This is a genomic window from Silicimonas lutimaris (assembly GCF_047314965.1).
Taxonomy (GTDB): domain Bacteria; phylum Pseudomonadota; class Alphaproteobacteria; order Rhodobacterales; family Rhodobacteraceae; genus JAVJUV01.
In genome coordinates this window covers 105,372-127,350 of sequence record NZ_JBLBVK010000038.1, presented here as the reverse complement: position 1 = coordinate 127,350, position 21,979 = coordinate 105,372, and the positions used below count along the sequence as shown (strand labels likewise).

General features: G+C 54.4%; 23 protein-coding genes. 12 read left to right on the top strand and 11 right to left on the bottom strand.

The features are described from left to right. Window positions 1-16: 16 nt before the first annotated feature. Window positions 17-1,261 carry an MFS transporter gene (locus tag ACKLNI_RS04860; protein ID WP_413717908.1) on the top strand — a complete coding sequence of 415 codons (1,245 nt, stop codon included), beginning with the start codon at window positions 17-19 and terminating at the stop codon, window positions 1,259-1,261. On the opposite strand, the gene ACKLNI_RS04855 is transcribed toward ACKLNI_RS04860, so the two are convergent. The 3 genes from ACKLNI_RS04855 to ACKLNI_RS04845 form a co-directional block, all read right to left on the bottom strand. Next, a complete protein-coding gene (locus ACKLNI_RS04855; RefSeq protein WP_413717907.1) occupies window positions 1,223-1,540 on the bottom strand; it encodes a Smr/MutS family protein in 318 nt (105 codons plus the stop codon). The two genes, ACKLNI_RS04860 and ACKLNI_RS04855, sit on opposite strands and share 39 nt — an antisense overlap. A gap of 292 nt (window positions 1,541-1,832) precedes the next feature. Further along, a complete protein-coding gene (gene mltA / locus ACKLNI_RS04850; RefSeq protein ID WP_413717906.1) occupies window positions 1,833-2,852 on the bottom strand; it encodes a murein transglycosylase A in 1,020 nt (339 codons plus the stop codon). Further along, entirely contained in the window at window positions 2,852-3,514 is a 663-nt protein-coding gene (locus tag ACKLNI_RS04845) for a Tim44/TimA family putative adaptor protein (RefSeq protein ID WP_413717905.1), read from the bottom strand. The genes mltA and ACKLNI_RS04845 overlap by 1 nt, the downstream gene beginning before the upstream one ends. Window positions 3,515-3,619: 105 nt before the next feature. On the opposite strand from ACKLNI_RS04845, the gene ACKLNI_RS04840 reads away from it, so the two are divergent. Together ACKLNI_RS04840 and secB are read left to right on the top strand one after the other, a co-directional pair. After that, the gene (locus tag ACKLNI_RS04840; protein ID WP_413717904.1) at window positions 3,620-4,090 is read left to right on the top strand and encodes an FxsA family protein; all 471 of its coding nucleotides are present in this window, start codon (window positions 3,620-3,622) and stop codon (window positions 4,088-4,090) included. 63 nt (window positions 4,091-4,153) lie between these two features. After that, a complete protein-coding gene (gene secB / locus ACKLNI_RS04835; RefSeq protein WP_413717903.1) occupies window positions 4,154-4,654 on the top strand; it encodes a protein-export chaperone SecB in 501 nt (166 codons plus the stop codon). Here secB and dnaQ read toward each other — a convergent pair. From dnaQ to ACKLNI_RS04815, 4 genes are read right to left on the bottom strand one after another with little or no spacing between them, the layout of a single operon-like run. Next, window positions 4,647-5,339, bottom strand: coding sequence for a DNA polymerase III subunit epsilon (gene dnaQ, locus ACKLNI_RS04830; RefSeq protein ID WP_413717902.1), 693 nt, complete (start codon window positions 5,337-5,339; stop codon window positions 4,647-4,649). The genes secB and dnaQ overlap by 8 nt on opposite strands. Then, entirely contained in the window at window positions 5,332-5,985 is a 654-nt protein-coding gene (coaE, locus tag ACKLNI_RS04825; RefSeq protein WP_413717901.1) for a dephospho-CoA kinase, read from the bottom strand. Before coaE ends, dnaQ begins: the two co-directional genes overlap by 8 nt. Beyond that, on the bottom strand, window positions 5,928-6,761 hold the full coding sequence (locus tag ACKLNI_RS04820; RefSeq protein ID WP_413717900.1) for a shikimate dehydrogenase: 834 nt from the start codon (window positions 6,759-6,761) through the stop codon (window positions 5,928-5,930). Before ACKLNI_RS04820 ends, coaE begins: the two co-directional genes overlap by 58 nt. Further along, window positions 6,758-7,357: a Maf family protein gene (locus ACKLNI_RS04815; RefSeq protein ID WP_413717899.1), complete on the bottom strand. Its 600-nt coding sequence runs from the start codon at window positions 7,355-7,357 to the stop codon at window positions 6,758-6,760. The genes ACKLNI_RS04820 and ACKLNI_RS04815 overlap by 4 nt, the downstream gene beginning before the upstream one ends. A 407-nt stretch (window positions 7,358-7,764) precedes the next feature. Here ACKLNI_RS04815 and hemJ point away from each other — a divergent pair, with 407 nt between their 5' ends. The 7 genes from hemJ (at window position 7,765) to ACKLNI_RS04780 (ending at window position 15,149) form a co-directional block, all read left to right on the top strand. After that, window positions 7,765-8,217: a protoporphyrinogen oxidase HemJ gene (hemJ, locus tag ACKLNI_RS04810; protein WP_413717898.1), complete on the top strand. Its 453-nt coding sequence runs from the start codon at window positions 7,765-7,767 to the stop codon at window positions 8,215-8,217. A 126-nt stretch (window positions 8,218-8,343) separates the two neighbouring features. Further along, a complete protein-coding gene (gene rho, locus ACKLNI_RS04805) occupies window positions 8,344-9,612 on the top strand; it encodes a transcription termination factor Rho (protein WP_413717970.1) in 1,269 nt (422 codons plus the stop codon). 28 nt (window positions 9,613-9,640) lie between these two features. After that, window positions 9,641-10,918 (top strand): tRNA uridine-5-carboxymethylaminomethyl(34) synthesis GTPase MnmE, encoded by a 1,278-nt coding sequence (gene mnmE / locus ACKLNI_RS04800; RefSeq protein ID WP_413717897.1) that lies wholly within the window; start codon window positions 9,641-9,643, stop codon window positions 10,916-10,918. Window positions 10,919-10,922: 4 nt separating this feature from the next. Continuing rightward, window positions 10,923-12,797: a tRNA uridine-5-carboxymethylaminomethyl(34) synthesis enzyme MnmG gene (gene mnmG, locus ACKLNI_RS04795; protein ID WP_413717896.1), complete on the top strand. Its 1,875-nt coding sequence runs from the start codon at window positions 10,923-10,925 to the stop codon at window positions 12,795-12,797. Further along, complete coding sequence (gene rsmG / locus ACKLNI_RS04790; RefSeq protein WP_413717895.1) at window positions 12,794-13,420, top strand: 16S rRNA (guanine(527)-N(7))-methyltransferase RsmG; 627 nt, start codon at window positions 12,794-12,796, stop codon at window positions 13,418-13,420. Before mnmG ends, rsmG begins: the two co-directional genes overlap by 4 nt. After that, entirely contained in the window at window positions 13,413-14,222 is an 810-nt protein-coding gene (locus ACKLNI_RS04785) for a ParA family protein (RefSeq protein ID WP_413717894.1), read from the top strand. The genes rsmG and ACKLNI_RS04785 overlap by 8 nt, the downstream gene beginning before the upstream one ends. 9 nt (window positions 14,223-14,231) lie before the next feature. Continuing rightward, entirely contained in the window at window positions 14,232-15,149 is a 918-nt protein-coding gene (locus ACKLNI_RS04780; protein WP_413717893.1) for a ParB/RepB/Spo0J family partition protein, read from the top strand. Here the strand turns inward: ACKLNI_RS04780 and hemW are convergent. From hemW to rph, 3 genes are read right to left on the bottom strand one after another with little or no spacing between them, the layout of a single operon-like run. Next, window positions 15,146-16,279 (bottom strand): radical SAM family heme chaperone HemW, encoded by a 1,134-nt coding sequence (hemW, locus tag ACKLNI_RS04775; RefSeq protein ID WP_413717892.1) that lies wholly within the window; start codon window positions 16,277-16,279, stop codon window positions 15,146-15,148. The genes ACKLNI_RS04780 and hemW overlap by 4 nt on opposite strands. Continuing rightward, on the bottom strand, window positions 16,272-16,883 hold the full coding sequence (gene rdgB / locus ACKLNI_RS04770; protein ID WP_413717891.1) for an RdgB/HAM1 family non-canonical purine NTP pyrophosphatase: 612 nt from the start codon (window positions 16,881-16,883) through the stop codon (window positions 16,272-16,274). Before rdgB ends, hemW begins: the two co-directional genes overlap by 8 nt. Further along, window positions 16,883-17,593, bottom strand: a complete 711-nt coding sequence (rph, locus tag ACKLNI_RS04765; RefSeq protein ID WP_413717969.1) for a ribonuclease PH — start codon at window positions 17,591-17,593, stop codon at window positions 16,883-16,885. The genes rdgB and rph overlap by 1 nt, the downstream gene beginning before the upstream one ends. Before the next feature lie 119 nt (window positions 17,594-17,712). Between rph and hrcA the strand changes: the two genes are divergently transcribed. Together hrcA and ACKLNI_RS04755 are read left to right on the top strand one after the other, a co-directional pair. Beyond that, on the top strand, window positions 17,713-18,783 hold the full coding sequence (hrcA, locus tag ACKLNI_RS04760; protein ID WP_413717890.1) for a heat-inducible transcriptional repressor HrcA: 1,071 nt from the start codon (window positions 17,713-17,715) through the stop codon (window positions 18,781-18,783). Beyond that, window positions 18,780-19,337, top strand: coding sequence for a nucleotide exchange factor GrpE (locus ACKLNI_RS04755; protein WP_413717889.1), 558 nt, complete (start codon window positions 18,780-18,782; stop codon window positions 19,335-19,337). The genes hrcA and ACKLNI_RS04755 overlap by 4 nt, the downstream gene beginning before the upstream one ends. On the opposite strand, the gene mutS is transcribed toward ACKLNI_RS04755, so the two are convergent. Continuing rightward, window positions 19,315-21,945 carry a DNA mismatch repair protein MutS gene (mutS, locus tag ACKLNI_RS04750; protein WP_413717888.1) on the bottom strand — a complete coding sequence of 877 codons (2,631 nt, stop codon included), beginning with the start codon at window positions 21,943-21,945 and terminating at the stop codon, window positions 19,315-19,317. The two genes, ACKLNI_RS04755 and mutS, sit on opposite strands and share 23 nt — an antisense overlap. Between the last annotated feature and the right edge of the window lie 34 nt (window positions 21,946-21,979).

Sequence of the window (21,979 nt, the reverse complement as noted above, 5' to 3'; positions counted from 1 at the left end):
GGCAGAGATATTGCGAATGGGCTCGATCCGCTTCATTCGCAACAACCTGCGCTTCCTCTCGGCGGGCGTCATCCTGCTTCTATCCTCCTGTCCCGGCCAGACTTTTTTCATTTCGATTTTCGCCGCACAGATCATGTCAGAGTTTGCACTGAGTGACGGCGAATGGGGGCTTGCCTACACTCTCGCGACAACCGCTTCCGCAGTTGCTCTGTTCTGGGCCGGGGCTCTGACCGACCGTTTTCGCGTCCGCCTCCTCGTGGTGATCGTCATGCCCGGCCTTGCGCTCGCATGTGTCGCCATGGGGCTGAACACTTCGGTTATCGGTCTGATTATAATCGTTTTTCTGCTTCGTTTCTTTGGGCAGGGTATGATGTACCAACTGGCGGCAACTGCCATGGCCCGGTGGTTTGTCGGCCGCCGCGGCCTTGCTCTTTCCATCTCTTCGATGGGATTCATGTTCGGGCAGGCGTTCTACCCAATGATCTTCGCTTCTCTTCTCTCCTTCTTTGACTGGCGTATCTTGTGGGGTGTAGCCGCAGGCCTGGTCCTGATCGCATTTCCCATAATCCTTTGGCTTCTGACTCTGGAACGCATGCCGGGATCAATTTCGGATTCGGACAGCGGCTCCGGTATGGACGGTCGTCACTGGACGCGCGGAGAGGTATCGCGCTCGCCGTTCTTTTTCATGCTCCTTCCAATGCTGTTGGGTCCTTCTGCATGGGGAACTTCCCTGTTCTTTCAGCAGGTTCACATCGCAAGCATCAAGGGATGGCCATTGGTTGACTACCTTGCGCTTGTCCCCTTGATGACGGCGGTTTCAGTCGCAGTCACTCTGACATCGGGAAGCGTCATCGACCGCTTTGGGTCCGGGCGGGCAATGCAGGTTTTTCTGATGCCCTGGATCGCTGGGTTTGGTCTTTTGGCAGGAGCAGAAACTCTTGCCGTCGCAGCAATCGCCTTCGTCCTTTTGGGTGTGGCGACAGGTTTGCAGTCGACCATCATTACGGCATTCTGGGCTGAGTTTTTTGGCACCCGTCACATCGGTGCAATCAAGGCGATGTCGACAAGCATCATGGTCTTCGGTTCGGCCATCGGACCCGGCGTCTCCGGGCTGTTGATCGACTGGGGCTTCAATTTTTCCGATCAGATGTTCGCAATTGCAGGATACTTCTTGATTGCAATGCTGATGGTCTGGCTTGCAGTCGAGGCGGCCACGCGTCGGCTACCGCGCGCGACGAAGGTAGACATAGAAGGCGCCTGATCCGCCGTGCCGCTGATGCGACTCGGTTGCCTGTTGAACGATAGCTTGAAGTGGCGGGCGGCCAAGCCATTCGGGCAGACTTCTTCGTAGAACCCCCACACGGGACGGTATCGGTCCATCATCCGTGCCGGGACGGCCTTTTCCCGTAATGACCAGAACCAACCGCTTGCCAGAGGCATGCGCATGAAACAGGAAAGCCGTAAGTGCATTGTAAGCCGCATCCGCAGTCATGCCGTGAAGGTCGATCCGTGCTTCGGGTCGAACCTTGCCGCGTTTCATTTTTTGGAACGTGGCTCGGTCCATGTTGTGAGCAGGGCGGCCAGGAGGGGTGGACGATGGCGATGCGGGGCCTTCGGAAAGCGCTGTGGTCGCTCGTGATCCCACCCGGAATGGCTCTATTCGGAACTCTGCAACCGGTTGAGAGCGGTTTTGGATTCCATCTGCCTGATCCGAAACCTTGATCGAGGGTTTCGGTTGCTTGGAATGCATGGGTCTCGCGGTCTTGGCGACCTGAGCCCAAATCTCGGCCTCCTCCGATCGAAGTGTCCTCGGCTTCCGACGGCTCATCCCGCTATTTCCCGTCAGTCAATTCCAGAGCCGCAGAGACAGGCAAAAGGACGACCATACGACCCCTGTCCCTTATCATTCCCGCAATGTCGCCGGCATCTTCCCCGGTGCCGTAAAATATGTCTGCTCGCTGAGCGCCCTTGATCGCTGCGCCAGTATCCTGCGCCACCATCAAGCGCCTCAAGGGGGACCGACCTTCCTTTTCAATCCAAACAGGAGCTCCAAGCGGAACGAATTCCGGATCAACGGCAACTGTCCGGCCCGCAGTGATTGAACGATTCATGGCTCCAAGCGGACCCTTGTCTGCCGGAACCTGGCTGACCTCACGAAAGAAGACGTATGAAGGATTATGCCACAACAGCTGTGGCCCAGAACCAGGGTTTCCCCTGACCCAGTTCCGAATTGTATTGGCCGATACCTGGTGCTCTTCAAACTCGCCGCGACGAACAAGCTCGACACCGACAGAGCGGTAAGGATGGCCATTTTTTCCGCCATAGCCGACACGAATACTGCCACCTTCGTGAAGACGAATTCGTCCAGACCCCTGAACTTGAAGAAAGAATTTTTCGACCGGATCTTCAAGCCAAACGATTTCCAGTCCCCGATCCGCAAGAATTCCAGAGGACTCGATCTCTTCTCTGGTCAGCCATGGAGTTCCTTCTGGAATATCGTCGGGGCGGCGATAGAGAGGAAACTGGAACCTATCGGAAGACTGCCTCGACCCGACGAGTTCTGGTTCGTAATATCCCGTGAACAAGGGAGCCTCGCCGTCCCTTATGAGAACTGGGCGAAAAAAAGCTTCGAAAAAGGTTCTTGGCTCGCCAATCTTGTGTGCAACCGCACAAATCGCTGGCCAGTCGCCATCACTCAAGTCGCCGCAAGTCTCTAGGAACACCTCAAGAGCTTGGGCATGGTCGTCATTTGCCCATCCGTGCAAATCTGACCAGTCTAGAAGTCGCGTTTCCGCAGAGCCAGGGGCCGATATGGTTATGGCGGCCAAAAATCCGAGCCCCAGTGTTCGCATCACTCCCCAGTCGCCACAAGCTGCCAGTTGGGGTCGGACGATCCCATAACCCGTGAGAACGTCCAGACATCCCGCTGTCTTTTTATCTCGTTGGGGTTCCCTTCGACAATCTGGCCATGGGCATCGCGAACTACAGAAGTGAGCTCACCGACAAAGCGAACCGAGATGTCGCCCTCGTTTGTGTTTCTGTCAAAATCGGCTTCCTTAAGGCTAACTTCACGGATTCCGACAAAATTGGCCTCAACGCTCAGCCCCTGTTCGTTCCGCTGGTCGATAACCGATTGGAATGATGCAGCGACATCGGGCGACAAAAAATCGCGAACAGGATTGAGATCACCGTTTTCAAAGGCCATGAGGATCATTTCGTAAGCGCCGCGCGCTCCTTCGAGAAACGGGCTGACCATGAATCCAGGTTCGGCCATTTTCATTGCGGCGAGTGCTTTCGCGCTGTCGGATCCATCTTCGACATGATCGATTATGTCGTGGTCGGGGCCGCCCTCTATAACGTCGAATTCCGGGCGTTTGGACAGCCTTGACTGGGACGCCCCTGTTACGGGCGGTTTCTCGAAACCATCTCGCGTGCCCAAGACACTTCTGAGACGAAGGATCAGGAACAAAGCAATTCCGGCAAGGACCAGAAGCTGTATCAGTGAGGAGCTCATTATACCTCTCAAACGACGCGATGGTTGGTTTCAGTGTAACAAGGCACATATGTAGGGTGCGGCGCCCGGTAAGTCTACCGGACGAACTGCGGCGAAGAGGATCATATGAAGCTGTTTCTGCTATTTCTGACCGTGCCCCTGATCGAAATTGCGCTCTTCATTCAGGTTGGTGGGATGATTGGGTTGGGCTGGACCCTTCTGATTGTCGTCGCAACGGCTATATTGGGAACCGGCGTCGTCCGCAGCCAGGGCTTGGCGGCGCTGAACAATCTGCGTGGTTCGATGGAAGACTTGCGAGATCCAACTGAGCCCCTTGCCCATGGGGCGATGATCCTGTTCTCCGGGGCTCTACTACTGACGCCTGGCTTTTTTACGGATGCTGTTGGTTTCGCTTTGCTGATTCCGAGTGTTCGAAAGGTAATCTTTGACGCTATGCGAAAACGCATCAGCGTTCAGGAAATCCGTTACGGGCATCATTCCGGTCGCCCGCCACAGTCAGATATCGTCGATGCCGACTTCGAGGTTCTGGACCCGGAAGACAAACCAAACGGACCCTCGGGTTGGACCCGCCATTGAGGGTGATGGCTGCGTCTGTTAGAAACCGGTCGAATTTCTGGATTTTGAAGGACTAAGGACCCAATGGCAGAAAACGAAAACGGCGCCGCCCCGCAACAGCCGGTCATGCCGCAGATGAAAGTTCTCGGACAGTTTATCCGCGACCTGTCGTTCGAAAACATTCTCGCGCGAAAGCCCATCGAAGGCGAAGTTCAGCCCGACATCCAAGTTCAAGTTGCGCTTGACGGTCGGAAGCGTGGCGAAGGAAACCAGTATGAGGTGGTTTCCAAATTCAATGTGACGTCCAAGAACAAAGGGTCGGACACCGTTCTGTTTGTCCTTGAGCTTGAGTACGCCGGATTGTTTCAGATCGACAACGTGCCGAACGAGCAGCTTCATCCGTTTCTTCTGATCGAATGTCCGCGAATGCTTTTTCCGTTTGTCCGTCGGATCGTGAGCGACGTCACGCGTGACGGGGGTTTTCCGCCGCTTAATCTGGATAATATCGACTTCGTTGCACTGTATCGGCAGCAGCTCGCGCAGCGGCAACAGACCCAGGCCGCCGAGAAGACTCCCGCTAACTAAAGCGGGACCACAAAGAGTTTTCGCCCATGGCGCTGACAAATGCGTCGTGGGCTTGCTTTTCCCGATCAGAAAGTCGTGATGGAAGAATGACTTCCCGAGAAGTCGGACGCCATGTTTCGGTTTTGGTCTCTGATGGCCCGGTGGGTTCCACAACGCCGAGAGCAAAGTCCGGCTGGCGACCACCTATAAGCTCAAGATAGACCTCTGCGAGGATTTCGCTATCCAACAAGGCCCCGTGGAGGGTTCGGGAAGAGTTGTCGATCCCGTAGCGTCTGCAAAGCGCATCCAGTGACGCCGGAGAACCAGGAAATTTCCGCCGCGCGATCTCCAGCGTATCGATCGCTCTTTCCCACGGCAGAGCCTGCAGTCCGACCCAACCGAGCTCGGCGTTGATAAACTTCATGTCAAACGCTGCGTTGTGGATAACAAGCTTGGCGTCGCCAATGAACTGCACGAAGTCCTTGGCGATCTCCTTGAATACCGGCTTGTCCCTCAGAAAATCGTCACCTAGTCCGTGCACTTCAAATGCTTCCTGCGGCATTGAGCGTTCTGGGTTGATGTATTGGTGATATGTCCTGCCGGTCGGGACGTGCCGATTCAATTCGACCGCACCAATCTCAACTATCCGATCGCCGGACTGCGGGTCAAAGCCTGTTGTTTCGGTATCAAGTACTATTTCACGCATTGCGTCTTCTACTTCGGATATCTCTGATTACTTTTTGCACGGCTGCTCGAGCTTCATCAAGAGATGTCGTCCAGATCACATAGTCAGCCCGCCGACGTTTCTCTGCATCAAGTAGTTGTTTTGAAAGGATCATTTCCAGTTTTTCGATTGTCATACCGGGCCGTTCCAGCACTCGTCTTCTTTGCTCTTCTTCCGGCGCGGAAACCACGACTACTGCATCAACTCTGGCATCCGCCCCTGTTTCGAATAGCAAAGGAATGTCCAGGACAACCAGATCCGACAAGGTGTCCTTGAGAAATCGTTCGCGATCTGCCGCGACCATGGGATGAACGAGCGCCTCTATTCGAGATAGGCCGTTTGGCGTCTCTGCAATCCATTTCGAAAGGATACCTCTATCCACTCCCTGATCGTTTACTGCATCGGGGCAAAGCGATGCGATGGCAGAAACAGCTTCTCCGTCAGCCGAGTAAAGCCGATGCACTGCTTCATCCGCACTCCAGACGGGAACTCCTTCGGCCTCGAACATCTCGGCCGTCGTCGACTTTCCCATACCAATGGAGCCAGTCAAACCGATGAGAAATGGTCGCTTCACCGCAAGACCGCTTGTCTCAGGTCTTCGTCCACCGCGGGACGAACACCAAACCATCTTTCAAATCCTGGTGCGGCCTGATGGAGCAACATACCGAGTCCGTCGACTGTCCGACAACCAATTGCTCGAGCGTGCGCAAGCAGATCTGTTTCAAGGGGAGCATAGACGAGATCTGTTACGACGGCTGTTTTTTCTATTCCATCCAAAGGGATACGCAGCTGAGGCTTCCCTTCCATACCGAGTGAGCTTGTGTTGACAATAGTTCCAGCCCCCTCGAACATATTTCCGGCCTGAACCCAGTCGTAAACGGTGATTTTTGTACCGAATTCCTGGCGAAGTGCCTCCGCTCGGGTTTTCGTTCGGTTCGACAAACGGATTTCCGGAACGCCGGCATCCAAGAGTGCGCTTGCGATGGCGCGCGCCGCTCCACCCGCGCCGATCACTGCCGCCGGTGTATCTTTGGCGGTCCAATCAGGAGCATATTGTTTAAGGTTCTCGATGAAACCATAGCCATCCGTATTGTCTGCATGGATTTTTCCATCGCTCCTGAAGACGATCGTATTCGCTGCGCCGATCACTGCCGCTCGGTCTGATACAACATCGGCCAGCGCCAGGATTCTCTCTTTGTGGGGAATCGTGACGTTGATCCCGACGAAGCCCAACTTTGGCAGTGTCTCCAACGCTGCTTCCAGGTCATCCGATGCTACATCCATCGGGATATAATAGCCCTGTATCCCGTAGCGTCTTAGCCAATGCTGGTGAAGTCGCGGCGATCGCGAGTGAGCGATGGGCGTTCCAATGACACCTGCTAGTGGGATCTTGAACTGCGTCATGTTGGCAGCGTCCCCCGCAATGTAAGATAGGACAATAGTTCCAAAAGGGGCATTCCGAGAACGGTAAAGTAATCGCCGTCGATGCGGGAGAAAAACCGGACACCTTCCTCTTCGAGTTTGTAGGCACCTACGGAATGGCGAATGCTTTCCCAATTTCGATGTACGTAGTCTTCAATATAGTCGTCGCTGGCGTTGCGCATCGTTAGTCGGACTTGGCCGATATGACGCCATACAGGCTTAGCTTCTTCATAAAGCACTGCTGCTGAATAGAGCTGGTGCGTGGACCCTCGAAGTTTTTTCAGCTGCGAAACCGCATCCTGCTGATTGGCAGGTTTTGAAAAAAGTCTCCCTTGGGCAGAAAGGACCTGATCACAACCCAGAACCAAAGCGTCAGGGTTTCGTGCGGCCACTTTCCTGGCCTTTGTCTCGGCAAGAGCGTCAGCGACATCGCGGGGATGGGCGTTCTCATGAATCATCGAGAGTTTTATCGCCTCCTCGTCGATGCGCGCAGATTCCGCGGAGAATTTTATTCCCGCATTTCTTAGAAGTTGCGAACGTATGCCGGATTTCGACGCTAGTATGAAGCGTTCGCTCATGTGGATAAACCTGTGAGAATTACTGCCTGAGCATACGATGACACGTGCAGTGTCCGGTGAGTAACGAGTTCTTCATCTTCGCCCATGGCGTACCCCGATATCCATCCGAAAGTTGTCCAGAGGGGATAAACTTCCTAACGTCATGTGTTGAAAACATACGATACATTCTGTTCAAGGAGAAAATCCACAGACAAGTGAATAAATCAAGATAAGTTAAATATCTAAAAGCAAATGGTTTTCTGTTGTTCTGTACCGTGGCGGTGGGTAATCAGGCACTTGACGTGGTCTTATGGATAACTGTGCTTGAAGGCCTTGAATTCCACTTATCCACGGGCCTTACAACCTCATCATCTTTTCTTTTAATCTCATTTTATTTTATGAGGATTATGCATGATCTGGAGTTCTTCATGATCGAGTTACTGAGCACTATCTATCCTTGGGTGAAGTCGTTACATGTCATTTCGGTCATCGCCTGGATGGCAGGTTTGTTCTACTTGCCTAGACTGTTCGTATACCATGCTGAGACCGTTGGTACTCAGGGTGAAACCCACGGTTTGTTTCAGACGATGGAGGTCAGACTTCTTCGGGTCATCATGAATCCCGCGATGATATCGACCTGGGCCTTTGGTCTTCTTCTTGTGGCAACGCCGGGTGTTATCTCCTGGTCGGAGGTCTGGCCCTGGACAAAGGCTGCGGCCGTTATCGGAATGACTTGGTTCCATCATTGGTGCGGGCTTCGTAGGAAAGAATTCGCCTCTGGTACAAATATCCGTGAGGGAAGATACTACCGGATGATGAACGAGGTTCCGACAGTCTTTATGATTGTCATTGTCGTCTCGGTAATCGCACGTCCCCTTTAAGTTAGATTGACTCGTAGTTCTTTCGGCCTTACCTACAACGCGCCGGCGGGTGTCCTGCTTGCCGATGGTATGCTCAAACAAAGCTATTCAATGCGGTCGTTTGTGATCGCGATCCGGGGTTTCCTCATGTCTGACCGCCTTAACCTTGCCGATCTCAAATCCAAGTCTCCGAAAGAACTTCTTGCAATGGCAGAGGAACTCGAGATCGAGAACGCTTCCACCATGCGCAAGGGTGAGATGATGTTCTCGATCCTCAAGGAGCGGGCGGATGAGGATTGGGTTATAGGAGGAGATGGCGTTCTGGAAGTTCTCCAGGATGGGTTTGGCTTTCTCCGATCGCCGGAAGCGAACTATCTTCCGGGACCGGACGACATCTATGTATCCCCGGACATGATCCGGCAGTACGCTCTGCGCACAGGGGATTCCGTTGAGGGTGTTATCCGCGAACCAAATGACAGCGAACGTTACTTTGCTTTGACAAAAGTTGAGAAGATCAACTTTGAGGATCCTGAAAAGGCCCGACACAAGATCAGCTTCGATAACCTGACGCCTCTCTATCCTGACGAGCGCCTAAAGATGGAAATCGAGGATCCCACCATCAAGGACCGCTCTGCTCGGATCATCGACTTGGTGGCGCCGGTTGGAAAGGGTCAGCGTTGTTTGATCGTGGCACCGCCGCGGACTGGCAAAACGGTTCTGCTGCAGAATATCGCTCATTCGATCGAAACCAATCATCCGGAGTGTTACCTGATCGTCCTGCTCATAGACGAACGGCCGGAAGAAGTTACGGATATGCAGCGCAGTGTAAAAGGTGAGGTCGTATCCTCAACTTTTGACGAACCTGCATCCCGTCACGTTGCTGTAAGTGACATGGTCATCGAAAAGGCGAAGCGACTGGTCGAGCACAAGCGCGATGTTGTGATCCTACTCGACTCGATCACGAGGCTTGGTCGAGCTTTCAACACTGTGGTGCCGTCTTCTGGAAAAGTCCTTACAGGTGGTGTTGATGCGAACGCACTTCAGCGGCCTAAGAGGTTCTTTGGTGCAGCACGGAATATAGAAGAAGGCGGTTCGCTGACGATCATTGCGACAGCATTGATTGATACCGGTAGCCGAATGGATGAAGTCATCTTCGAGGAATTCAAAGGCACTGGCAACAGTGAAATCGTCCTGGATCGGAAGGTCGCGGACAAACGCGTCTATCCTGCGATAGACATCCTGAAGTCTGGCACACGGAAAGAGGACCTTTTGGTCGACAAGGGTGATCTGCAGAAAACGTTTGTTCTCCGGCGTATCCTCAATCCCATGGGCACAACGGACGGTATTGAGTTTCTTCTGTCGAAGCTGAAGCAGACGAAAACAAACGCCGAGTTCTTTGACTCGATGAATACGTGATTTCTTTTTAAAAACAAACGGTTAAAATATGGATACCATCTTCGCCCTAGCTTCTGGTCGGGGTAAATCCGGTATTGCCGTCATGAGGATTTCAGGACCGGAAGCGGCACGGGTGTTCCAGGCATTCTCATGCAATGCTCCGAAACCTCGGCAGGCTGAGGTACGTATCCTTAGCATGGATGGGGAAATCCTGGATGAAGCGATTGTCGTTCACTTCACCGAACCGAATAGTTTCACTGGCGAGGATGTTGTTGAACTCCATCTGCATGGCTCGGTTGCCACGGTAAACGCGGTTCTTTCATCCCTTGGAAGAATACCCGGATTCCGCCTGGCCGAGGCAGGCGAGTTCACCCGGCGTGCATTGGAGAACGAGAAACTTGATCTGGCCCAGGTTGAGGGCCTATCTGACCTGATCGAAGCCGAGACTGAGGCGCAGCGCCGTCAAGCACTTCGTGTTTTGTCAGGAGGCTTGGGGCGTATTGCCGAGACTTGGCGAAGCGACATTGTTCGCGCGTCAGCCCTGCTTGAGGCGACGATTGACTTCGCAGATGAAGAAGTTCCGGTGAATGTCTTGCCCGAGGTAAAGGAGCTTCTGGAAAGGACAGTTTTGTCTCTCAATGCGGAAGTTCGGGGTGTGGGTGTAGCTGAACGCATTCGCGATGGGTTCGAGGTCGCGATTGTCGGAAGACCTAATGTTGGAAAGTCGACGCTTTTGAACGCATTAGCGGGTCGAGAGGCAGCTATTACGTCAGAGATCGCAGGAACCACGCGGGATGTAATCGAGGTGCGGATGGATTTGGGCGGCTTACCAGTTACGTTCCTAGACACAGCGGGCCTTCGCGACGTGGCGGATGTCATCGAGTCCATCGGAATTGAGAGAGCTAAGGCCCGGGCGGAGCAAGCCGATCTCCGTGTGATACTTCTTGAAAGGAAACATGATGATGCTCCGCTTTCGCCACGTGGTGATGATATCGTTGTCGTGTCAAAGTCCGATATCACGGTTGGCGATTTTTCGGCGATTACCGGCGACGGTGTTGACCGTCTTGTTGGAAGGATCTCGTCCATTCTCGAAGAGAGAGCGGGTATGGCAGGAGTTGCCATCAGAGAACGGCATCGGATTGCCATGGAGAGAGCGAATTCTGCTTTGGGAATCGCATTAGATCGGTTAGAGGCATCGCCTGACTTAGCTGAAATGATCGCAGAAGACGTGCGTGATGCGGTCCGGGCGCTGGACTCACTTGTAGGGCGTGTCGATGTTGAACATATCCTGGACGAGATTTTCGCAAACTTTTGTATAGGAAAATGAGGGGATGTTTCACGTGAAACATCGAGACGCGGATGTTGTAGTTGTGGGCGGCGGTCATGCGGGAGCAGAGGCCGCACATGCAGCGGCGCGGCGGGGCGCTCGTGTTTGCCTGGTAACTCTCAGCTTTTCCGGAATCGGAGTCATGTCATGCAACCCCGCGATAGGGGGCCTAGGCAAAGGTCACCTTGTCAGGGAAGTTGACGCCATGGATGGGGTCATGGGGCGTGTGGCAGACAAGGCAGGTATCCAATTTCGGCTGTTGAACCGTCGGAAGGGTCCCGCGGTTCAAGGCCCAAGGGCTCAGGCGGATCGTGATCTATATCGGTCAGCGATGCAGGCCGAAATGACAGGACAATCCGGAATATGGATTGTCGAAGGAGAAGTGACCGACCTGATCATGGAGCGCGGGAGTGTCGCTGGGGTGATCTTGGGTGATGGCTCTCGCATTACCTCAGCAGCCGTTGTGTTGACGACAGGTACCTTCCTTAGGGGCGTCATTCACATAGGCGATGTATCAAGGCCCGGCGGGAGAATGGGCGACAGACCCTCGGTTAGGCTGGCTGAACGCATTGATGAGTTCGGCTTGCCGCTTGGTCGCCTCAAGACGGGAACACCCCCCCGTATCCGCTCGAAGTCAATCGACTGGGACGCAGTGGAGTCACAGCCGGGTGATGAAGAACCCGTGATGTTTTCGTTCCTTTCTGACAAACCGTCAGCGGATCAAGTGGCCTGTGGTATCACTCACACGAATGAGAAAACTCACGAGATTATTCGAAATAATCTCGGCCGATCTGCCATGTACGGTGGCCACATTGAGGGTATCGGCCCGCGATACTGTCCTTCCATCGAGGATAAGGTTGTTCGGTTTGCCGAGAAGCAGTCGCACCAGATCTTCCTTGAGCCAGAGGGCTTGAAGAGCGACCTCGTCTATCCAAACGGGATCTCGACGTCTTTGCCCGAGGAGGTTCAGTATGATTATGTGCGGTCAATTCATGGCTTAGGTGCGGCTGAGATTGCGCAGCCTGGCTATGCAATTGAATACGACTATGTCGATCCGAGGGCGCTGACATCCAGCCTGCGACTGGCTGACGTCCCGGGGCTGTATCTCGCCGGGCAGATCAACGGGACGACCGGCTATGAAGAGGCGGCAGCCCAAGGGCTGGTTGCTGGTCTGAATGCTGCCGGCGATGCGCTTGAGCTTGATCCGGTCCACTTCGGCCGAGAAACTTCTTATATTGGCGTGATGGTCGACGACTTGATCACCCGGGGCGTCACCGAACCATATCGAATGTTTACTTCTCGTGCAGAGTTCAGATTGTCTTTGCGCGCCGACAACGCTGATCAAAGGCTGACACCTTTTGGGATAAGCGCTGGTTGTGTCGGGGATGGCCGCAGGCGCCAGTTCAATGAAAAAATGGAAAAGATTGCGTTAGGCCGTGAGATGCTGCAGGGCGTACAGGTTTCGGCGTCTGAAGCGGCATCCGTTGGAATACGAATCTCCGCAGACGGGGAGCGACGTGGCGGGATGTCTCTTCTGGCATTTGCAGACGTCGAGTTTGCACACCTTTTGTTGCTGCGCCCGGAGCTGGAGGCCATCCCAGAAGAGATAAGAGATCAACTGAAGCGTGATGGCTTGTACGCGCAGTATATCGAACGTCAGCGCCAAGATGTGGCCAGCCTAAGGCGAGATGAAGCTTATGCCATTCCGCTGGATTTCGACTATTCCAGCCTCAACGGACTGTCGCATGAGTTGAAGCAAAAGCTCACAAAGGTCCGACCCGAGACTCTTGGCCAGGCTGGTCGTGTAGAGGGCGTGACCCCCGCAGCGTTGTTTTTGATTCTCGCCAAGTTGCGACAGGCGGAACGCAGGCGGGCATGAATATTGGCGCGGACGCCTTTCAGGCCCGAAGCAATGTTTCACGTGAAACAATGGACCGTTTGAAGGCCTACGCAGGGTTGCTGGGGCGCTGGAATCCCAAGATCAACCTTGTTTCGAAGGGATCGTTGTCTCAGTTGTGGGAGCGCCATATGCTCGATTCTGCACAGATATTCAATCTACGGCCGCAAGGCTGCCGCCTTTGGGCCGATCTGGGAAGCGGTGGAGGCTTTCCTGGCGCTGTAATTGCAATAATGGCAAGCGAAGCTGCCCCGGATATGCGTGTGACGTTGGTAGAATCAGATCAAAGAAAAGCAGCGTTTCTTCGAACGGTGGCCAGAGAAACGGGCGTTGGATTCACTGTGCTAGCAAACCGTATCGAAGATAATGACCCACTCCACGCCAGCGTCGTGTCAGCACGCGCCCTGGCCCCCCTGACGGTGCTTCTTGGGTTCGCCTCCCGGCATCTTGCATCCGGAGGGATCGCGCTGTTCCCGAAGGGCTCGACGGCCCAAGCCGAGATCGCAGCGGCGCTTGAAAGCTGGCGCTTCGATTGCCAAACTTATCAAAGCCAGACGGACAAAGACGCCGTCATCCTAAAAATCGGAGATATCGAGCGTGTCTGACCTGATCCGACCACGGTTACCGCGGATTATTTCTGTTGCAAACCAGAAAGGCGGTGTGGGGAAGACCACAACCGCAATCAACCTCGGGGCAGCCCTCGCGGAAGGGGGATACAATGTCCTTCTTGTCGATCTCGATCCGCAGGGCAATGCGTCGACGGGGCTTGGGGTTGAGCCGGAAGATCGAAAGTACACGACTTACGATCTCCTTTTGGAGGGCGCCGAGTTGGGTGATGTCCTCAAGACTACCGCCGTGGAGGGCCTCCTTCTTGCGCCGGCAACAACTGACTTGAGCTCGGCGGACATCGAAATGATGGCTACAGAAAAGCGTAGCTTTCTGTTGCACGATGCGTTGAGGCAGCCCGCAATTGACAATTACGATCTGGACTTCATCCTGATCGACTGTCCACCTTCGCTCAGCCTCCTTACGGTAAACGCCATGGTGGCCTCTGACTCAGTGCTGATACCGCTTCAAAGCGAGTTTTTCGCGCTGGAGGGCCTTTCACAACTGATGCTTACTGTTAGAGAGGTTCGCCAAACGGCAAATCCCGAACTCAGGATCGAAGGCGTTGTTCTAACGATGTACGATGTTCGCAACAACCTAAGTCAACAGGTGGAAATGGATGCACGCGGGACACTAGGTGATCTGGTGTTCCGAACTATTGTTCCGAGGAATGTTCGGGTCTCGGAGGCGCCATCGTATTCTATGCCTGTAATTTCCTATGATCCCATGTCTAAAGGCAGCATTGCCTATCGCGCTTTGGCACAAGAAATGGTAGATAGGTTGAAGGAAACCGCATCATAGGGTAGTCACATGACACAAGCGAAGGTAGAGCGCAGGGGCCTGGGACGTGGGCTGTCGGCCTTGATGGCAGATGTCGAATCCGCACCTTCGCGCGCAACGTCTGAGCAGGCGCCACGAAAGCCCGAGACCTTCGTAGACATTGCACTCATTACGCCGAATCCGGACCAGCCTCGACGTACTTTCGCCGAAGATGCCTTGAACGAGCTTGCTGCCTCCGTCCGTGAGAAAGGCATTATCCAGCCGCTCATTCTGCGAAGAAACCCCAGAAACCCAGAAGGCTTTGAAATCGTCGCGGGCGAACGGCGCTGGCGCGCCGCCCAGCGCGCCCAACTGCACCAGGTTCCTGCAATCGTTCGAGATCTTGACGATACGGAGGTTCTCGAGCTTGCGATTATCGAAAACATTCAGCGTGCGGACTTGAATGCCATCGAGGAAGCAGCTGGCTACCGCCAGTTGATGGATCGCTTTGGGCATACGCAGGAACAGCTTGCCGAGGCTCTCGGGAAAAGCCGAAGCCACATTGCAAATCTGCTTCGTTTGTTAACCCTGCCAGAGGACGTTTTAGGTTTCGTGCGTGATGGCGCATTGTCGGCCGGACATGCGCGTGCGCTGATCACTGCAGTTGATCCGTCCGGCCTTGCGAGAGAGATCATCAAGAATGGGCTATCTGTTCGTCAAGCAGAGGTTCTGGCCAAAAAATCTCGCGATGCCAAAAAACCCGTGACGGCAAAAAATGTTGCCCATCTAAAGGATGCCGATACGCGAAGGCTGGAGGAGGACCTTTCGGCGGCTCTGGGATTAAGCGTCACCATTAACCACGAAGCAGGAAAGCCCGGTGGTGCCATCGTCTTGAAATACCGATCGCTGGATCAACTCGATCACATTTGCAGGAAACTTTCGGTTCCCAGCGACCCCAATTTTGACTAGGCCAGAAGCTGGCGAAGTATGAAGTTTAGTACGGGCCGCCCCATTGGGGTGGCCCTTAAGGTTTCAGAAGATACTTCAATCAGCCCCGTATCCACTAACTCATTGATTTTAGACAAATAAATCGGGGAAAAAATTGATCGAGAGACGCCTTCTCTTAGACGCAGACCCATCATGACTCTTTCTTCAAATGCTTCCTCGTCAGAGAGGAGTTCTTGCGTTGCCTCGCCGCTGCCCCGCTTCTCAACGGCTTCCAGCCACGCTCCTGGAGCCGGAAAAGCAGCCGTAGCGACACGACTACCCTGAAATGTACACCTACCGTGCGCACCGGGACCGACAGCTGCCCAGTTCGCAGACCGCCAATAGATAAGGTTGTGGCGCGATTCTTGTCCTGGTTTGGCATGATTGGATATCTCATAAGCCGGGAGACCCGCACGAGACGTAATCTCTTGGGTAGCCTCAAACATGTCGGCTGCCAAATCCTCGCCCGGAAGTCCGGAAAGCTTTCCTCTTGCAAACCTGTCCCCAAAGGCGGTGCCGTCTTCAATACTAAGTTGATAAAGAGAGAGATGATCCGGGTGTAAAGAAAGTGCTTCTGATAATTCATCCTTCCAATCCGCCAGCGACTGGTTCTGTCTGGCATAGATGAGATCGAAGGACACCCGATCAAAAACGGAGCGCGCGATTTCGAGTGCCGCCACAGCTTCTTGCGACGAGTGCAGTCGGCCCAACCGCTTGAGATCAGCATCTCGAAGCGACTGTATGCCAATTGATACCCGGTTCACGCCAGCTTCCGAATAGCCTTGAAATCGGGACGCTTCGACAGACGTGGGATTTGCCTCGAGAGTAATCTCCATATCGTTCGAAGGCGTCCAAACCGATCGTGCTGTTTCAATCACCTTCGCAACGGTCTCAGGTTCCATGAGACTGGGAGTGCCGCCGCCGAAAAAGATCGTATCAAGAACCAACCCTTCTGTTTCCCGGCCCACACGACGAATCTCCGACTCCATCGCGCTTCGCCATCTGGACTGGTCAACTGAAGCGGCAACATGACTGTTGAAATCACAATAGGGACACTTCGCCTGGCAAAAGGGCCAGTGAACATAGAGTCCAAAGCCGGAGCGCTCAGTCATGCTCGAAAACGGCGATCAGCTTTCTAAAGGCATCTGCACGATGGCTGATCCGATTTTTCTGCCAGCGATCCATCTCGCCAAACGTTTGCGCAAATCCTTTTGGCTGGAAGATTGGATCGTATCCATGGCCATGGCCTCCGCGCATAGGCCAAACAATTTGACCTTCCATGCGGCCCTCGAAAACTTCGTCATGTCCGTCCGGCCAGGCAAGCACAAAAGTGCAGCAAAAGCGTGCAGTCCAAGGTTTTGGAGCCCCGCGAGCGACGAGTTCGTCATGCGCACGAGTCATGGCCAACACAAAATCGCGACCTGAAGGCGTTTCCGCCCAGTCGGCCGTATAGACACCGGGTGCACCATCAAGCCCGTCGATTTCGATGCCGGAGTCGTCAGAAAGTGCGGGCAGGCCGGTAGCCTTCGCAGCAGCATGCGCCTTTATCCTTGCATTCTCGACAAATGATGTCCCGGTTTCATGGGGCTCAGGAAGATCTAACTCGGCCGCTCCAACGACCGTGATTCCAAAATCTCCCAACAAGTCAGCGATCTCTTCCAGCTTGCCAGAATTGTGCGTGGCGATGAGCAATGTTTTGCTGGTGAACTTACGCATCAAACAAAGGCAGCCTTCTGGGCCTGCACAAGCGAGCCGACGCCATGTTCAGCCAGGTCGAGCAGGGTAGCCAATTGATCCTTCGAAAAGGTTTGACCTTCAGCGGACATCTGAATTTCGATCAATTTACCTCGACCGGTCAGGACGAAATTACCGTCGACCCCAGCCTCACTGTCTTCAGAATAATCCAGATCAAGCACAGGTTGACCCGCATAAATGCCGCATGACACAGCACCGACATGATCAATCAACGGATCCGATGTCACCAAGCCGGCCTTCATCAGCTGGTTGACGGCCATTCGAAGCGCCACCCAACCGCCTGTAATCGAAGCACAACGTGTGCCACCGTCGGCTTGTATCACATCGCAGTCAATGGTGATCTGGCGTTCACCGAGCGCAGGACGATCCACGCATGCCCGAAGAGACCTACCTATAAGCCTCTGAATTTCTTGAGTTCTTCCGGATTGACCGTTCTTCGCTTCACGCCGGGTCCTTGTGTGCGTCGCTCTTGGAAGCATTCCATATTCGGCCGTGACCCAACCCAATCCAGAGTTCTTCATCCACGGCGGGACACGTTCATCAATGGAAGCGGTGCACAGCACATGCGTGTCTCCGCACCGGATCAGACATGATCCTTCGGCATGTCGCGCCACACCCAGTTCGATTGAAATCGGGCGCATTTCACTTACATCACGACCGGAAGGGCGCATGTGGATACCTCGCTGCGTTTGACAGCGCTTGATAGTCGGGGGCTCATCAACCATCAACCCCGATTGACCCTGCCGACACCTTCCCTTTAATTGCTTTGCTCGAAGGAAATCCAAGGATCATGTCCGACGCAGGTAAACTTCTGGAGGAAATGAACGATCGCTCCCGCGAAGTATTTCGTCGGGTGGTGGAGAGCTATCTCCAAACAGGTGATCCCGTAGGCTCCAGAACGCTGACGCGCGAAATGACCGAGAAGGTCAGCGCCGCGACGATCCGAAATGTAATGCAGGACCTGGAATATCTGGGCTTGCTAGATTCGCCGCATATTTCCGCAGGTCGCATCCCAACCCAACTTGGACTGCGCATGTTTGTGGACGGCCTGCTTGAGATCAGCGAGTTGACCAAGGAAGACCGTGCTGCCATCGACGGGAAGCTGGAAAGTAACGATACGGACGTTACAACTCTTCTCGATCGGGTTGGTTCCGCATTGTCCGGGGTTACGCACGGGGCCAGTCTTGTTCTGGCCCCAAAACATGAAGCTCCGCTCAAGCACATTGATTTTGTCAGTCTTGCGCATGATCGGGCCCTTGTTGTCTTGGTCTTTGGGGATGGGCACGTAGAAAACCGGGTTTTCGTGCCTCCTGCGGGTCAGACTCCAAGCTCGATGCGTGAGGCGGCCAACTTTCTGAATTCGATCATTGAAGGACACACTCTAAGAGAGCTAGGAGTTGTCGTATCTCGTGAAATTGCGCGACGTCGCCAGGAATTGGATGGCTTGGCTCGTGACCTCGTGGAAAACGGCGCCGCATATTGGGAAAGCGAAGGAACGCCGTATGAAAGGCTGATAGTACGTGGGCGTGCGAATCTTTTGGCGAATTCCACCGAAGAACACGATCTGGAGCTGATCCGGAACCTGTTTGACGATCTTGAAAGAAAGCGCGACATCGCGGAGTTTCTTGAATTGACCGAAGCGGGCGAGGGGGTTCGAATTTTTATTGGCTCAGAGAACAAACTCTTCTCACTTTCGGGTTCCTCTTTGGTTGTATCTCCATATATGAACGCGGATCGAAAGATCGTCGGCGCGATCGGTGTCATAGGACCCACACGGTTGAACTATGGACGTATCGTGCCAATCGTTGACTACACCGCCCAACTCGTCGGGCGGCTTATTTCAGACCGAGGCAAAGCATGAGCAACGCAGAAGCCAAGAAACCGGCGAATGAAGAAGAGCTGATCGACATCGACTCTCCGGAGGCGCTGGAAGATCCTACGGACGATCAGCGCATCGCAGAGCTCGAGGCGGAGCGTGATGAGCTCAAAGACAAATGGATGCGCGCGCTCGCAGATGCCGAGAACTCGCGCAAACGGTCCGAAAGGGATCGCCGCGAAGCGGAACAATACGGTGGTTCGCGGTTGGCTCGGGATATGCTCTCGGTGTTTGACAACATGAAGCGCGCCGTTGAGTCAATTCCTGTCGAAAACCGCGAGGCGAACAAGGCCGTGATTGAGGGGTTGGAGCTTACGATGCGCGAACTCCTCAATGTGTTTCGGAAGCACGGAATCGAGCTGATCTCGCCAGATGTTGGCGACAAATTCGATCCTGCCGTTCATGAAGCGATGTTCGAGGCGCCGGTTCCAGGAACGAAGGCTGGAGAGATCATTCAAGTAACCGCCGATGGCTTCATGCTGCACGAACGGTTGCTTCGTCCGGCTAAGGTTGGCGTCAGCTCGAGTCCTGCTTCTTAGACAAAGCCTTTAGCGAATAAAGCGTATCCAAAGCCTCGCGAGGGGTCATTTCGTCGGGCAGCAGCTCTTCGATTATCTTTTCTATTTCGGAGCTTTTGACCGATCTTGGCGCCGGAGTCGGCGCCGCAACGGAAAACAGCGGGAGATCGTCGACAAGCGCCTTTTGTCTTGGGCCGCCCTCTCGTTCGCCTTTCTCGAGGGCCTCAAGAACAATACGCGCGCGCTCGACAACCGCATCCGGGAGCCCGGCTAGACGAGCGACCTGGACGCCATAGCTTCGATCCGCGGCGCCTTTCCTCACTTCGTGCAGGAAAATCACCTCGCCTTCCCACTCCTTGACGGCGACCGTTGCGTTCTCGACTCCTTCAAGCCTGTCGGCAAGCTGAGTCATTTCGTGATAGTGGGTGGCAAACAGTGCGCGGCACCCGTTCGCGTTGTGAAGGTGCTCCAGCGTTGCCCATGCAATCGAAAGGCCGTCATAGGTTGCAGTGCCGCGACCGATTTCATCCAGGATGACAAGTGCACGATCGTCTGCCTGATTCAGAATTGCCGCTGTCTCTACCATTTCGACCATGAATGTGGAGCGCCCCCTTGCCAGGTCGTCCGACGCTCCAACTCGACTGAACAACTGGCTTATGAGACCAATATGCGCTTCCCTTGCGGGTACAAAGCTCCCGGCCTGCGCCAAGAGAGCAATCAAGGCGTTCTGCCTTAAAAATGTTGACTTACCCGCCATATTGGGACCGGTAAGTAGCCAGATGGCAGCAGTTCTGTCGGCGCTCAAGTCACAGTCGTTCGCTATGAATCTTGCTCCGCTGACCGATTTGAGTGCCGTTTCCACAACCGGATGGCGGCCACCAACAATTCGGAAAGTTCGGCTGTCGTCGACTTTGGGTTCGCACCAATCCTCTGCTTGGGCAAGTGTTGCGAAGGCCGATGCAACATCCAGTTCCGCAAGAGCGCTGGCCACAGTTCCAAGGATTCCGGACTGATTCAGGATTGCACCGACCAGCCGGTCGAAAACTCGCTTCTCCATTTCAAGCGCTCTTGCGCCAGCATTGAGGATTTTGGTCTCGATCTCGGACAATTCTAGGGTTGTGAATCGCACCGAGTTGGCTGTCGTTTGCCGGTGGATGAACTTTTCCGAGAATTCGGCGGACAACATCTTCTCGGCATGTGTAGCCGTTGTTTCGATAAAATAGCCCAACACGTTGTTGTGCTTGATTTTCAGAGAGCTGATCCCGGTTTCCCTGACGTAGTCAGCCTGGAAGCCGGCAATTACGCTTCGGCCTTCGCCGCGCAATGTTCGCGCCTCGTCCAAATCTGCGTCGTAACCGGAAGCAATGAAGCCACCGTCACGAACCAGAAGAGGAGGCTCGGCAACCAGAGCGGAATTCAGCATTTCCAAAAGACCTTCGAAGGACGAGAAGTCTTGCAGCCATGCCCCAATGATCTCAGGCACCTCGCCCAACAGAAGGCCTTCTATTGCGGGAAGTTGCAAAAGCGCATTTCGTATCGCGGCGAGGTCCCGCGGACCTCCGCGACCAAGAGCAATTCTTGACATAGCGCGCTGAATGTCAGGGCAACGGCGCAGACACGACCTGATCGACTCGCATTTATCCGACTCGTCAAAGAACCAAGCCGAAGCACTCAGTCGCTGATGAATGGTGAACAGATCCCGAGAGGGTGCTGAAATCCGACGTTCCAGCAAGCGGCCACCGCCGGCGGTCGTCGTTCGGTCGATTGCGCTTAAGAGAGAACCTTCTCGGGTACCTGAGAGTGATCGTGTCAATTCCAGGTTTCGCCGGGTTGAGGCATCGATCTGAACGGTTGACGAAACCGCTTCTCGCACCGGAGGGCGCAGCAGCGGCAGGTTACCCTTTTGTGTTAAGTCCAAATAGTCGACGATGGCTCCCATGGCAGAAATCTCTGCCCGTCCAAAAGCACCAAAGGACTCCAGGCTGCCAACTTTATAGAGGTCCGTTAGACGTTTGGTTGCGGTCTGACTGTCGAAACAACCCGGTGCAAGCGGTGTAAGCGAAGCGCCCGAATCCGAAACCAAGTCATTGTAATCGCCTTCTTTCGATTCGGAGACGATCACCTCGCGAGCCTGAAGGCGCGCAAGCTCGGGCGCAAAACGCGAAGGCGAACAAGGCAGCACCCGGAATTCACCGGTCGATATGTCGACCCAGGCAATGGCTGCCTCTCCACGAACCTCTGAAAGGGAAACGAGAAAATTATTGCGACGGGCCTCCAGAAGCGACTCTTCGGTTAGTGTGCCGGGAGTGACAAGACGAACGACACCCCGTTTGACGACGGCTTTCGATCCTCGCTTTTTCGCCTCGGCTGGGTCCTCAAGTTGTTCACAGACCGCTACGCGAAAACCCTTTCGGATGAGGGTGAGGAGATAGCCTTCCGCCGAATGAACAGGGACACCGCACATCGCGATATCTTCGCCCAGATGCTTGCCGCGTTTGGTGAGCGCGATGTCCAGAGCCGCGGCAGCCGCTGCGGCGTCTTCGAAGAAGAGTTCATAAAAGTCGCCCATCCGGTAAAAGAGCAGCGCATCCGGATGCGCTGATTTAATTTCCAGATATTGCGCCATCATCGGTGTGACGGCGGCGTTCGGGACTGTCACTGCT

Excerpts from the sequence above, each read along its gene's own strand:
- hrcA (WP_413717890.1), top strand. The coding sequence starts at position 17,713 with ATGTCCGACGCAGGTAAACTTCTGGAGGAAATGAACGATCGCTCCCGC.
- ACKLNI_RS04860 (WP_413717908.1), top strand. The coding sequence starts at position 17 with ATGGGCTCGATCCGCTTCATTCGCAACAACCTGCGCTTCCTCTCGGCG.
- ACKLNI_RS04780 (WP_413717893.1), top strand. The coding sequence starts at position 14,232 with ATGACACAAGCGAAGGTAGAGCGCAGGGGCCTGGGACGTGGGCTGTCG.
- ACKLNI_RS04815 (WP_413717899.1), bottom strand. The coding sequence starts at position 7,357 with ATGAGCGAACGCTTCATACTAGCGTCGAAATCCGGCATACGTTCGCAA.
- ACKLNI_RS04845 (WP_413717905.1), bottom strand. The coding sequence starts at position 3,514 with ATGAGCTCCTCACTGATACAGCTTCTGGTCCTTGCCGGAATTGCTTTG.
- mltA (WP_413717906.1), bottom strand. The coding sequence starts at position 2,852 with ATGCGAACACTGGGGCTCGGATTTTTGGCCGCCATAACCATATCGGCC.
- ACKLNI_RS04855 (WP_413717907.1), bottom strand. The coding sequence starts at position 1,540 with ATGAAACGCGGCAAGGTTCGACCCGAAGCACGGATCGACCTTCACGGC.
- rsmG (WP_413717895.1), top strand. The coding sequence starts at position 12,794 with ATGAATATTGGCGCGGACGCCTTTCAGGCCCGAAGCAATGTTTCACGT.
- ACKLNI_RS04840 (WP_413717904.1), top strand. The coding sequence starts at position 3,620 with ATGAAGCTGTTTCTGCTATTTCTGACCGTGCCCCTGATCGAAATTGCG.
- rho (WP_413717970.1), top strand. The coding sequence starts at position 8,344 with ATGTCTGACCGCCTTAACCTTGCCGATCTCAAATCCAAGTCTCCGAAA.
- hemJ (WP_413717898.1), top strand. The coding sequence starts at position 7,765 with ATGATCGAGTTACTGAGCACTATCTATCCTTGGGTGAAGTCGTTACAT.
- mnmE (WP_413717897.1), top strand. The coding sequence starts at position 9,641 with ATGGATACCATCTTCGCCCTAGCTTCTGGTCGGGGTAAATCCGGTATT.
- hemW (WP_413717892.1), bottom strand. The coding sequence starts at position 16,279 with ATGACTGAGCGCTCCGGCTTTGGACTCTATGTTCACTGGCCCTTTTGC.
- dnaQ (WP_413717902.1), bottom strand. The coding sequence starts at position 5,339 with ATGCGTGAAATAGTACTTGATACCGAAACAACAGGCTTTGACCCGCAG.
- ACKLNI_RS04820 (WP_413717900.1), bottom strand. The coding sequence starts at position 6,761 with ATGACGCAGTTCAAGATCCCACTAGCAGGTGTCATTGGAACGCCCATC.
- secB (WP_413717903.1), top strand. The coding sequence starts at position 4,154 with ATGGCAGAAAACGAAAACGGCGCCGCCCCGCAACAGCCGGTCATGCCG.
- coaE (WP_413717901.1), bottom strand. The coding sequence starts at position 5,985 with ATGGTTTGGTGTTCGTCCCGCGGTGGACGAAGACCTGAGACAAGCGGT.
- rph (WP_413717969.1), bottom strand. The coding sequence starts at position 17,593 with ATGCGCCCTTCCGGTCGTGATGTAAGTGAAATGCGCCCGATTTCAATC.
- mutS (WP_413717888.1), bottom strand. The coding sequence starts at position 21,945 with ATGATGGCGCAATATCTGGAAATTAAATCAGCGCATCCGGATGCGCTG.
- ACKLNI_RS04755 (WP_413717889.1), top strand. The coding sequence starts at position 18,780 with ATGAGCAACGCAGAAGCCAAGAAACCGGCGAATGAAGAAGAGCTGATC.
- mnmG (WP_413717896.1), top strand. The coding sequence starts at position 10,923 with ATGTTTCACGTGAAACATCGAGACGCGGATGTTGTAGTTGTGGGCGGC.
- rdgB (WP_413717891.1), bottom strand. The coding sequence starts at position 16,883 with ATGCGTAAGTTCACCAGCAAAACATTGCTCATCGCCACGCACAATTCT.